Source organism: Acanthopleuribacter pedis, assembly GCF_017377855.1.
GTDB classification, from domain to species: Bacteria; Acidobacteriota; Holophagae; order Acanthopleuribacterales; family Acanthopleuribacteraceae; genus Acanthopleuribacter; species Acanthopleuribacter pedis.
On the sequence record NZ_JAFREP010000019.1, the window covers coordinates 15,077 to 27,307 of the forward strand.

The 12,231-nt window shown below is 57.6% G+C and carries 5 protein-coding genes; 3 read left to right on the forward strand and 2 right to left on the reverse strand.

Annotated elements, in window-relative coordinates:
* Positions 1 to 171: 171 nt before the first annotated feature.
* Together J3U88_RS19715 and J3U88_RS19720 are read right to left on the reverse strand one after the other, a co-directional pair.
* Positions 172 to 2,211 (reverse strand): methyl-accepting chemotaxis protein, encoded by a 2,040-nt coding sequence (locus J3U88_RS19715; RefSeq protein WP_207860667.1) that lies wholly within the window; start codon positions 2,209 to 2,211, stop codon positions 172 to 174.
* Between the two features lie 543 nt (positions 2,212 to 2,754).
* Entirely contained in the window at positions 2,755 to 6,831 is a 4,077-nt protein-coding gene (locus J3U88_RS19720; RefSeq protein WP_207860668.1) for a ubiquitin carboxyl-terminal hydrolase, read from the reverse strand.
* Positions 6,832 to 7,037: 206 nt separating this feature from the next.
* On the opposite strand from J3U88_RS19720, the gene J3U88_RS19725 reads away from it, so the two are divergent.
* The 3 genes from J3U88_RS19725 (at position 7,038) to J3U88_RS19735 (ending at position 12,173) form a co-directional block, all read left to right on the forward strand.
* Positions 7,038 to 7,598, forward strand: coding sequence for a type III secretion system chaperone (locus J3U88_RS19725; RefSeq protein ID WP_207860669.1), 561 nt, complete (start codon positions 7,038 to 7,040; stop codon positions 7,596 to 7,598).
* A gap of 22 nt (positions 7,599 to 7,620) precedes the next feature.
* A complete protein-coding gene (locus J3U88_RS19730; RefSeq protein ID WP_207860670.1) occupies positions 7,621 to 8,022 on the forward strand; it encodes a type III secretion system chaperone in 402 nt (133 codons plus the stop codon).
* Between the two features lie 650 nt (positions 8,023 to 8,672).
* Entirely contained in the window at positions 8,673 to 12,173 is a 3,501-nt protein-coding gene (locus J3U88_RS19735; protein ID WP_207860671.1) for an amino acid adenylation domain-containing protein, read from the forward strand.
* Positions 12,174 to 12,231: the final 58 nt, after the last annotated feature.

A 12,231-nucleotide genomic window follows, 5' to 3' on the forward strand; every position in this document is an offset into this window, starting at 1 on the left:
ATTTCTGAAGCGCGGGACCAACCTACCCAAGCATCCCATCGACGCCGCCAATTCTGAAAACAGCCACCATGGGCCACAAGGTTTTAGAACCTAACAAGAGTAGCGATCGCACAGACCTTGCAGAACCAAAGGCATTCGCCCACATGCGAAAAAACAGGACACGCCGGCGGGTTAACTCTCCGTTGCCGAGGATTTGAAGGCGTTGACGAGGACCGCCAAATCACGGCCCGTCCCCTTTAACTTCTCAGAGTGGCCGGTGACGACCTGGGCATTGCCGCGTATTTCCTGAATACTTTGATTGACACCATTCAGGTCTTCCGCCATCTGATCGGAGACAGAGGCCATCGCCTCGATATTGCAGCTCACCTCTTTTACCCCGGAATCAGCCTGGGAAATGTTGGCGGTAATGTCTTTGGTGGTGACACTCTGCTCCTCAATGGCGGCGGCAATCAAGGTGATAATCTCGTCTACATGATGTACGGTATGTTGCACTTGCTGGATTTGCTCGGCGGCAACATTAGACACCTTGGACATGGTCTCGATTTTTCCGCGAATATCTTCGGCGGCGTCGCCCACTTGCCGCGCAAGCGCTTTCACCTCGCCGGCAACCACTGAAAAACCACGACCCATCTCGCCGGCCCGTGAGGCTTCAATGGTGGCATTTAGCGCCAGCAGTTTGGTTTGTTCCGATATAGTATTGATGGTGTCAATGATGCCGTTAATTTCCAAGGCGGCTTTGGTTAATTCGTCCATGTGGGTGCCGGCCAGCTTGGTGTCCTGGTTGGCCGAATCCGAGTGCTGCTTGGCCTGATTGGTGCCGGCGGCGATTTCCGCGACGGTTGTCGCCATTTCTTCCGCGCTGCTGGTCACCACCGACAAACTATCTACCGCTTTTTTGGCGGCGGAGGCCACACCGTTCATGTTGGTAGACATCTGTTCCCCGGCGGCGGCAACATTGTTGGATTTTTCGGTCAAGGCCTTACTATGGGCCAGCAAGGTATTGGAATTGGCCGCCAAATCGCCGGCGGCATCATTTACGATGCGGCCGGTGCGGGTAATTTCGGTCACCATGTGTTCCATATTCTCAAGAAACTCATCCATTTTGGCGGAAAGCCGACCCAACTCATCCTCGGCCACGTAGTGGTTGCGCAGGGACAAATCTTTTTCCTCGCTCAATCGCGTCATGGTCGCACTCATCTGGGTCAGGGGGTTGATAATGGAACGCGCGGTTTGGTACCCCAACAAGCCGGTGAACGCCAATACCAACAGAACCGTGATCGTAAATTGAATCAACTTTAGTTTGGCCTGACCAGATAAGCGCAGCGCTGATTGAACCAGGTGCTCCGCCAAGTTTTTTTCGAGTTCATGCATAAAATTGATTTTTTGAGTTTGGATCACAAACCATTCCGCGGCGTCGACATGAAAACCACCCTCGGGTTTGCCTTGCGCAATTGCGCGCATGGCCTCTGCTTTGGTCACCTCAGGCCGTTGCATGGTGACCTGAAACAGGTTTCTCTGTTCTTGCGTGGCGAAGGACAGAAACACCTCGTTAAAACTTTTCTGGTCCGCGACCAAAGTAATGAACCGGACATACAGACCCGGCTGAAAGCGACCGCTCACAAAGGTGCCGCTTAACACGGCGCGTTCCTGGCCGGCCCGCTCCTTGGCCTTCATGAAATTAACGTAACCCGATATTTGGCTAAGCAGTTCATGGTTGGTTAGGATTTCCGAAAATTCGGCGATCCCCGAAAGGAAATGAGCGTGAATGCTGGTGTAGTAAGCGATGGATTCCTTCAGCGAAAGGTCCCGATTCATCGCGGCGCGATGCGCCCCCAAGTTTTGTAGGTCGACCCAGCCTTTGCGAATCGGTTCAAAAGCCTGCTCCTCCCGGCCATCTAGGTCAAACGTTTTCAGAAACAGGGTCAGTGCTTGGATTTTTTCGTCGGAAAGCCGCTGCTGTGCCCGCAGCGCCTGTCCACCTTCCTCCTGATTGCTACCCACAAAAACAGCAGCACGACCACGCTCCTTCTGGGTTTCATGGATCACCGTGGAAAGATGAACCGCCAATTCAGCCAAGGATTGCAATTCCCGTGTTTCATTGAGGACCTTGATGCGTTGATTCATCCCGAGAAGGGAAAAGTATAGGAGCGCGATGATCGGCACCACCAAAAGCACCAACAGTTTTGTTCGAATCGAAAGTTGCTGCAACATAAGGTGACTCCTTTGGGCATCATTCATTTTCACAACCAGGCCGGCAACGGGAACCCAAACTTGAACGAGGGCACCAAATAACGCTGGATCACCAAGCAGCACATGGCGAACTTATTTTCACGAGGTTCGGGGCAGGATTTTAGGGACCTTCATTCGTTACTGGGTTTATCGCCGTTTAAATGAAGTGACTTAATTTTAAGAACAAAGAAACAAAATAAAAATTGAAACATACGTTAACAAACCGATAAACAATGGCCCCAGTTCATGATGAACAACAGCGCCAGGGCACGCGCAAGAAAACAGAAACAGCGCGGCCATGCCTTAGCCGCGCCGTAACAAGGGCCTACCGTTTTTGACTTTATGATCGTTAACACCTTCATTTCAGGCGATCCCTGTCCCATCCGCGGTCGCTTGCCAAGGAGATCCGGCGACAAGGCCGCCGACATAAACCTACACCGCGAGATGGAGCGAGGGCATTAAAAGGGATAACCTACCGAGAAACATTAGTAACTTTGGTTCCCCGGCAGGTCCGCCGCGGGTAGCCTAGTCATCGACCCGAACGTAGGTAAAGGCCGAAGCCCGGGCCAAGCCTTCACGCTGGGTTGCACCAAGCTCACGACCCAGTCGGGTTACATTGCGGTCATTGTGTTCATGCCAGACGCCGTCCCGCCGTGTTAACGCGGTGTAGTGGCCCGCGTTGGGATTATCGCCGTGGTGCTGCATCGCCCCGGCCAAACGGTAACGGATTCCGTTGACGGTGACTTCATTAGGGACCTGCACCCTGCGCCCATCTTTTACTTGCCCCCCACCTTCACCATAAGTGGCGCGCTGCAACTGAATGTTTAAGACACGCGGACTGCCGACGTCGGTAGTTTCCTCGGCGCTGGAACGGTACACGGGGCCGTTGTCAACATAGGTAAAGTCATCCATTCGTTGGGTAGCGAAGCGGCTCTCCAACATCGTCTGCAAATCCAATTCGCCTTCCGCGGGCAGACTGAGCCGCACTTGGTGCGCCACGCTGTTTTGCACGGTGTGATCCCCGTTGGTCAGCGGGGCATAGTCCCCTTCATTGGTCGCGCTCACCAGCGCACGATCACCGACCGGCCTGCGGGTCACGGTCACCTGCATGCCTTGCTCCCCAAAGGGATCAAACAGCGGCAACAATTGCTGGAACAAAATCTCGGCCGCATCGTGCTGGCGCGTTCTCAGATTGCCGGCCCCCTCGCCGACATCCTGAAACATACCCATGGTCTCCATTAATTCCAGCGAACGCGTTAGGTCAGCCGGGTCAACCAGCCGCCCCGCCTCAATGTTGGTCAAAATGCGGTGCATCCGTTCGCCCAGCTCGGCGATCTGCTCCCGCGGAAGGTCCGGCCGGACCCCGTGCAAAAGCGCAACCCGTTCCGCATCCAACTGGAACAAAGCAATCATTTCGGGATCCATCGCCAACATGTTGAGGCCGGCATTAAAGAAACAACTGTTGCCGGTTACGTTGTCCAAGCCGCTGGGCGTGGTGCGGACGGTTGCATTGGCTTTCGGCACGGCGGTTTTGCCCGCCCCGGATACATCCTTCTGTTTGCTCAAGGGTGCCGTTCTGCCGGCGTTCTTTTTACCGAAGGTCGGCAGCGCGGGAAAACGCTTCTTCTTCACCAAACTCATGCGTTCGCTTTGCTTGGGTTTAAAAATGCCCTCATGCTGGCGTTCCATAAAGGTGACAAACGCCTGTTTGGCCTTTTGTTCGTTTTTCTTCGGATCACTTTTGTAAGCTTCCATGGTTTTGAAGAAATCGGCGCTGTAATCGGTTGCCTTGGCATCCTTCAACATCGCCTCGGCTTCTTTTCGGATCGAGGAGCCCGGGGTCCCGAGCTTTTTGAACATGCTTTTAAAGGTTCCCTCGTTTTCCTTCATATAGGTACCGAAGGCGTTAGGGCCGTCGGCTTTTTTGCTGTTAAACGCCTTTTTGACGTAGCTCAAGGTGTTGGTACCCATGAATTCGTACAAGGTCGATTTGGTTGTTTTGGCGGCGCTGACATTCACCCCGACCTGAACGCCACCACCGACAGGAACCAGGATCGTCGGCAATTGGCCGGACACCCCACCTGAACCTTGAACCCGCGCGTATTCCAGCTTGGGTCCGTTGGTATCCGCCTTAAATTGCAGGTTCACGGCCAAACCTGCTTTAAAACCGACATCCAAACCCTGCATATCACCCGGCGTCAATTTAAAGGCTTCCGCTTTGAAATCAGGTTTGAAATCGGCGAAATGTTCGTTGTGGGTCATGGCCTGCATGAACTGGCCAAAATCCTCGGACTGGATGAGCGCCTCCATCACCTGGGAGGCGGTGGCGTCCCCGCGCACCTCAAAGCCGATGGAATGGTACACCCCGTCATTGTCGGGGTTGATGTCGCCCTTAACGATTTTGGTTTTCACCGTGACCTCGGCTTCAACCGCGCCAAATTTCAGGGTAAAAGAGCCGCCGACCTCCTCGGCGGTGCCGGTCGTGGAAAATTTGGCGGCCAGCAATTTGGCGGGATCAATCGGCAAGTCGGGGTTCATCAACTCGCGCCCGAAAAATTCCAATCGGGCCGCCGCACCGGGATCCAATTTGGCCAAAGTTTCACCCTGGGGAACCGTCGCCATCACCATCTCGGAAAGACGGGCAAAGGTGTGGGTGGTGCTGGTTACAAAGTCAGCCGTTGATTTGGCGCCGCGGGCACGCTCCATGGCTGCTTTCTCCAGGGCCTCCGGGGACTTTTTGGCGCTCGTGAAAAGGCGTCGATGGAGGGGCACCCGCGAGGGTTTGACCCGCCGCGCCGTATCCGCGTAGTGTCCAAACTCTTGTTCCAAATTTTTGACGGCGTACATCAGCGCAATCCTGGCGGCGTCCAAATCCGCTCGATCCACGGGTGTTTTGCTTTTGGCCACCTCAATGCGTTTTTGCAGCGCGTTTAACATCGCGTCGGCTTCTTTGCCCTGGAAACGGCGGCCGTGCATTTGCACGGCGTAATGCGCCTGTTTGGCGGATTCCGCCAATTGCGGTTCGGTCTCCAGTGCCTCCAACAACGGCAGGCTTTTGGAAAAGGTGGTGGTGGTTTTGGCGACGCTGCCTTTGAGAACCGCGTTCAAGATTTCCCCGGAAAGTTTGGCCCGCCCCTCCACGGCACGGGTCAAGATCACGTCAGGCGGGCGGCGACCTTGGACGTCGACCCGCTCCTGGGGATCGACAACACCCATCAACTGCAGCCGTTCATTGAAGCGACGGCGCGTCAGCGTGGATTCGGGTTTGGCTTTTTGGTCAACGGTTTTAAGGGCGACATCAAGAAAAAAGGCGTCCACGCTCGGGAAAACCCGCGCCTTTTGGTAACCCACGGCGGCTTCGCCGCTTAAGTTAAACCCTTTAATCCCCAAACGCCCGAGCAAACCACCGGCCACCTTGCGTTGCTTTTCAACTTTGTGGTCGTCCCGCACGGTGGTGTTCTGATTGTATTCAATGCTAAAACCACCCTCGGCGGCGTTCACATTAAACACACCCAGTCCGACCTTGCCCTCCACCCGCACTTTGAGCGAGGAACCGTCGCCGGGGTTACGGAAATCGGGATTGAGGGTTTTGAGTTCGGTAATTTTGGCTTCAACGGCACGGTTGCGGGCGGCCTGGGTCACTTGGTCCTTCATCCCCGTCAAGGTTTCCCGCAAAAAGGCGTCCTTGGGATCCTTGAGTCGGCCGATTTGATCATCGAGGATACCGCGCATCTGATCAAAAGCGGCGAGGGCGTCCTCGAGCCGGGTCGTATCACCGCTCACCAGCGCTTTCAGCGGCGCCAGATCCGTTTTGGCCAGTTGCTTATCGGCGGGTACTTTTTCCAACAAGGACAAGGTCACGGAGGCGGCGATACCGACGTCGGCCATCTCAACCGGGCCGCTCACCAAGGATTGCGCATAATGCTCCATCACATTGGCGGGCCACTTATCGATTTCAAAATCTGCCAAACGGTCCATGGCGTGTTCAACGGCGCGCAACTCGGTCGGGGACAAAGGCATGTTGTCCATCATGGCTTCTTGGAGGAAGGGCGTTTTACCAATAATGCCCAGCACCGTGGTGCTGAAATTACCGCTCCCTTCCCATCGTTTCATGACCGATTCGGGAATAACCCCGGAATTTTTCAAGGTATCGAAGCTGCGTTCAAAGTGGCGAAACTGGGCATCCCCATGTTGCAAAACCTCGTTAATGGCTTTGGCGGTGAGGGGGCTCCCGCTTTCCAAGGCCAAATCGAGGCCGTGCTCCAAGATGAGGGTTTTGGCCTGGGATTCGCCGTAATAACCCCGCAAACTGTCGATGAAGTGGCCCATGGTGGTGCGGTTTTCCCCGGCATCCGGGGCGGTATTGCGGGTGCGAATCATGTTCGCCATCCCATCGACGAAATCGGTGATCCCGTATTTCGCCGCGGTGACACTGCGCCCCAACCACTGGCCGACCGCCGATTCACCCACCTCAAGCTGGATGCCCCCGTTTCCTCGGCCGGCCACCGACTTCAGGGTGACCTTGGTATCAAAACTACTGCCTTTGGCACGGTACGCGGCAATCGCATCAGCATGACGACCCGTCGTTGGTAATCCTTGCATATCATTCCCTCGTCTGAACTTTTATGATTTGGAACCCCGTCCGACCGTATAGGGAAGGTCGTAACCGGCTCTGGACTTTGGGCTCTGTTCACCAACACGCATGGAAATGAAGACTTGACGAAAAAAATGATTTTTTTTCATGAAATTCGACCAAAACCTGGCACCGGCCCGTGTAACAGGTAAGCCATCGTTTCAAGGAGTCACCGTTGGAAGCATCCACCCTTGCCCCACCCTGCGACAATTTGCCCCAGTTACTCGACGCCTTTTGCCGTCACTTCCGGTTGAACCCGATCCCGGTGAAGGATCGCAACCGCGCCTGCCTCATTTTTGACAACCGCCTCGCGGTCACCATTGCGGAACGGCCCGGACGCCGCGACATCATTCTGTTTTGCGATGTGGCGACGGTCCCAACGGATCGTCCCGAAATTACAGCCCTGTTGCTGGCCGCCAACGAGGGAACGGTTCCCATGGATGGACCGGATCGTGTGCCGGTATTTCCGGCGGCCTTTGCCTTAAACCCGGACACCGGCAGCATCGTCCTGCGCGACCAACGGCCCCTGGCCACCCTTACCGCGCTGCGCTTCAGCGATTGGCTGGACGCTTTTGTCTCACTGGCCACCTGCTGGCAAGACGCCGTCACCGCCGATGTACCAACCCGGCAAGACACCGCGCTCGAGGCGCCGCGGCCGTCGGAACCGGCGGAACCACGCCCCCAAGCGGCGACGCCCGCTGCCCAACTGCCACGTAACAACTGGCGCCGCTGCTAATTGAATACCGAGGAGCTTGCTCATGTCGACCCGATCTCGTTTACCCGAACTGCTCGAAACCTTTACCCGCCAACTCAATCTGCCGCCCGTGCCGGTACGCTCGGCAAGCGACGGGGTAATCCTCGCCGTGGGCAACGATGTACAGATCAGTCTGCGCGAACAGCCGGGCCGCGACGCCCTGTTCCTGCGTGCCGAGGTGGCCGCGGTTCCCAAAAGGAGGCGCCAATCCATCCTTAAAACCTTGTTGGCCGACAACCTTTTCCCAGAAAATTTGGATGCCGCCTACGGGCTTTCACCGGACCAAACGACCATCATTCTGCAGGCTGTCGCCGAGGGGCCGATGCTGGAGGAAACCGGCCTGTTCCCCGTCCTCTCGCAATTCGAAGCCATGGTTTCCACCAAACGCGCGACGCTGACCGAATAATCGTTTGACCCGGTTCCACGGTAAATAAACGTCTTATCGCCCCCGAAGTGTAAGCCGCACCACATTTTTTTGAGATTTTCAGACAATCGGGGTTTTGGCAGCGTGTATGTCATAAAGCCTGTTTTGCGCGATTTTGACACAAATCAGGCACAAGCCCCGGGTTGATTCCCGGGGCGGTCTTTTCACCACCCATAAGGAACCCATGGTTCGGCTGTTGGAACACGGGCAGGGCGGCGCCGCCGCAAAACCCTCGCCCGCTCAACCCGAACCCGCGCGGGCGATGCAGCATCGTGCGCCACGCGTCATCCAGCTTTGTCTCATTGTAGAAAAAGCACCAAGGGAAGGATGACCGATTAAGGCTGGGCCCGCCAGGCCGAGCATGGGCGCAGGACGAGCCGATCATCAACCCGCCGAACGGGTTGGCCGCGGACAGGAAAAGGGCTTGCCTCGTGCAATCCCTCTTTGAAGCCATGCAAAACACCGTTGGTCCCCGTCGATGGCTTGTGCGCCGGCCCGTGGATTCGGTTCGGCTCCGCCACGGACGAGGTGCGAAACCCGGCTCACCGCCACGTTTCGTCCCGCTTGGTACGCCTTATTTCAAGGGTATGCGAATTCAATTCACTTTTTATTGATACACCATGGAGACGCGAATGAACGAACCATCACGTCACTCGGCGGAAACGCCGAATACGATCATTGCACGCATTGAACATCAAACACGAAACCATGCTTGCAAAACAGCCGTCATCGACGGCGAAACACGCATTTCTTACGATCAACTTTGGGCCCGCGCGGGGGCCGTGGCCCACGAATTAAGGCGCCGCGGCATTCAACCCGGCGCCCTGGTTGGGGTGTGCATGCATCGCACCTGGGACCTCATCGCAACCCTGTGCGGCGTGTTGCGGGCGGGATGCGCCTATGTCCCACTCGACCCGGCTTATCCACGCGAACGGGTGCGTTACATGCTTGAACACGCCCGCGCTTCAGCGGTCTGTGTGGGAGACCAAACCACCGCCGACCTGTGCGCCGGCGCCGCGGGATGCATCACCACCGATGCCGGCCCGGCAGGAGACGGCGGCCCCCTGCCAGGACCGGCACCCAATGACCCAGCCTACGTCATTTACACCTCGGGTTCGACTGGTAAACCCAAAGGCGTGGTGGTCGAACACCAACAGGTGGTTGCCATGAGCCATGCTCTGGACCTTCTCATCGATCAACAGGAACGCGACGGCATGCTGGCCGCGGCCTCGGTCTGTTTTGACACCTCGGTGATGGAAACCCTGGGCATTTTGTCGCTCGGTGGAACAATGATTCTCGCCGAAAACGCCCTGGCCCTACCCACGCTTCCCGCCGCCGATCAGGTGAAGGCTTGCGTGATGGTGCCCTCCGCCATGCAGGCTTTGCTGCGAACCCATCGCCTGCCCCAAAATATCCGTTGCGTGCTGTTTGGCGGCGAAGCCTTGAAACCGGCGCTGGTGCGGCAGATCCACGCGCTCCCGCAACAACCGCGCGTGGTCAACTGTTACGGTCCAACCGAGGACACCGTGTTTTCAACCACCGCGCGGGTCCCGGTCGGCGCCAAAGTCGTCACCATCGGCACCTCGGTGCCCGGATCGCGGGCCTACATTTTGGACGAAAACCAGGCACCGGTTCCCGTTGGCCAACCCGGCGAGCTTTACCTCGCCGGTACCAAGCTGGCACGCGGGTACTTGCACGATCCCGCCCAAACCGCCGCGCGTTTTGTGACCACCACCCACGAAACCATTCCCGAAACCCGCCTGTACCGCACCGGCGACCTCTGTCAATGGTTGGCGAACGGGGAAATCGCGTTCCTGGGTCGGGTCGATCAACAGGTCAAAATTCGTGGCTACCGCATTGAGCTGGGCGAGGTGGAAACCACCTTGGAGAGGATGCCGGGCGTGGATGCCGCGGCGGCGGCGGCCTTGGACGGCGGCGTGGGCCAAAAACTGTTAACGGTTTATGTGGTCTGCCGGGATCAAACGATTACGGCCGAACGGGTCAAACATTATTTGGCCCAACGTCTGCCGAGCTACATGGTGCCCAAACTGGTGATGCAGCTCGACAGCTTGCCGCTCCTCCCCAACGACAAACTGGATCGCAAACGGCTGCCCGATCTCAACCAAGTGCGTGCCGCCTCGGCGGCAATGGCCGCGGCCGAAAAAACGGAACCCCACCCGTGGCTCGGTTTGGTTCAAAGCACCGTGGCCGAACTCTTAAACATCAAGGACGCGGCCGTCATTTCACCCGACCAATCCTTTGACAGCTTGGGGCTGGACTCGTTGACCATCCCGGAATTAAGCAGCCGATTAACCCGTGCATTGGGTCGCAAACTCCCCTACGAGGCGATTTTCAAACATCCCACGCCTAAGGCACTGGCTCATTTCATCCAACACCACGAGGCGGGCGGCGAAGTTCACCCATACACGCCGATCACCGGCCAAGTAGCGTCCAATACTTTGGCCGACTTCCAAGGCCATATTCAATCCAGCCACCCCACCTTCCAAGCCGCCAAGGTGAATGCTTGGTCGGCGACCGATAAAGCCAAACTGGTGGGTGAAGTTCTGAAGATGGTCAATGATCGACGCCGCAATCCCTACAGCAAGGTGATTCGCACCGGCAGTGCCGGCCGCGGCACGGTCTCAGACGCCTACACGTCGGAGGAGCGCGAGGCGGTGATTTGGACAACCAACCTCTACCTAGGCATGAACCGCGATCAAACCGTGATCAACGAGGCCCGGACGGCGCTGGAACAATTCGGCACGGGGATGGGCACCTCGGCGGCGGCCTCGGGCATGACGGACCTACACCTGGCATTTGAGAACGAATTTGCTGAACTAACCGGCAAACCCAGCGCCTGTCTGTTCCCGACCGGATACACCGCCAACGTCGGGGTTATCGCGGGTTTGCTCGGCAAAAACGACGTGGTGGTGCTGGACCAGCTCTGCCACGCCTCCATTGTCGACGGGGCCAGACTTTGCGGCGCCACCGTGCGTACCTTCAAACACAACGACCCCGCCGATTTGGCCGCCGTCCTCGAATCGGAAGTATCTCCCTACCGCACCGTGCTGGTCGTGTTTGAGGGCGTCTACAGCATGGGCGAAGGCGCCGCGCCGGTGGCGGAACTCGTCCACACGGCCAAACACTACGGCGCGCTGGTTTTGGTGGACGAGGCACACTCGTTTGGTTTTTACGGGGAACGCGGCGCCGGTATTTGCGCGGCGCAAGGCGTCACCGAGCAGGTCGATTTCATCATGACCACGCTCAGCAAAGCCTTGGGCAGCTTGGGTGGCGTGATCGCGGCGAGCCGGGAACACGTCGACCTGCTCAAATCGGCCTCGCGGGCCTACATTTTCCAAGCCTCGGTCAGCCCGGCGGATATGGCCGCGGCCCTCACCGCGCTGCGCCGACTCAGCAGCGACGACACCCCGCGCGAACGCCTGTGGGACACGACCCGCTACATGCGTCGGCGGTTTAGCGAGGCCGGTTATGATTTGGGAACCGGTGACGGACCCATCGTTACCCCGCACTTCGGCGACAAGGACAAACTTTACGGCCTGGTGCAAGGAATGTTCGAACGCGGGGTGCAAACCTCGGCGGTGACCTATCCCATCGTCGAAAGCGGGCGCGGGCGTTTGCGGCTCATTTGCTCAGCGGCCCATACCCGCGAGGACGTGGACAAAACCTTGGCCGCGCTCCAAGATGCCGAACGGGAGTACGACCAACGCCAACGGGTGGAACAACCAAGTGAGGAACACGACATTGGCGACCTGGGCCGGATCGAAGATTGGGCCACGGCTTTAGCCACCTACGTGCGCGACCTGATGCAGGAAGGCGCCCCACCCATCCCGAACCTGGCGGTCACCATCGCCATGCCGGGCGAACAAGCACCGGTTTCTTTTTTAATCCAAGACCAAGACATCAGCCTGGGCACGCTAGACCGGCCGGAGGTGCCGACCTGCACCCTGCGGCTCACCCAAGCCAATGCGGTCACGGCGCTTTGCGATTTTGACGTGCAAGGGTTGTTGCAACAGATTTGCGACGGTTCTTGCGTGCTAAGCGGCGCGGTGGAACCCTTTGTGTGGCTGATGGGCCGTTTGGTCGACTGCAACCAAACCAAACAAACCGTGTAGATCCAAAGGTGCGGAGGCCGGCCCACGGCCTCCGCAATCTTTGGATGAAACGAGCAGC